At 72.3% G+C, this 256-nt stretch carries 1 protein-coding gene; it reads left to right on the forward strand.

The window, feature by feature from the left end; translation table 11 throughout:
* Positions 1 to 256, forward strand: a 256-nt coding sequence (locus H926_RS29060; RefSeq protein WP_043610518.1) for a hypothetical protein, incomplete at both ends; no start/stop codon positions are given.

Here is a 256-nt window from a genome sequence, read left to right on the forward strand (position 1 = left end):
GGGTGACCACGGCCGAGGAACTGGGCCGCGTGCTCTGTGCCGAAGCATCCCGCCTGCTCGATGCCCATGCCCTGATGCTGTTGCCCGAAGACGGCAAGCTGGCCGTGGCCGCCGCCTTTCCGCCCGAGCACCGGCTGGAAGTGCTCGATTTCGCCGCGGCGCAGTGGGCGTTCGATCGCGCGCAGCCGGCCGGGCGCGGGTCGGGCACGCTCACCGCGTCGGAATGGCTGTTTACCCCGCTTTCGGCCGGCGGCGC

It is taken from the genome of Novosphingobium sp. B-7, assembly GCF_000410615.1.
In the GTDB taxonomy this organism is placed as follows: Bacteria; Pseudomonadota; Alphaproteobacteria; order Sphingomonadales; family Sphingomonadaceae; genus Novosphingobium; species Novosphingobium capsulatum.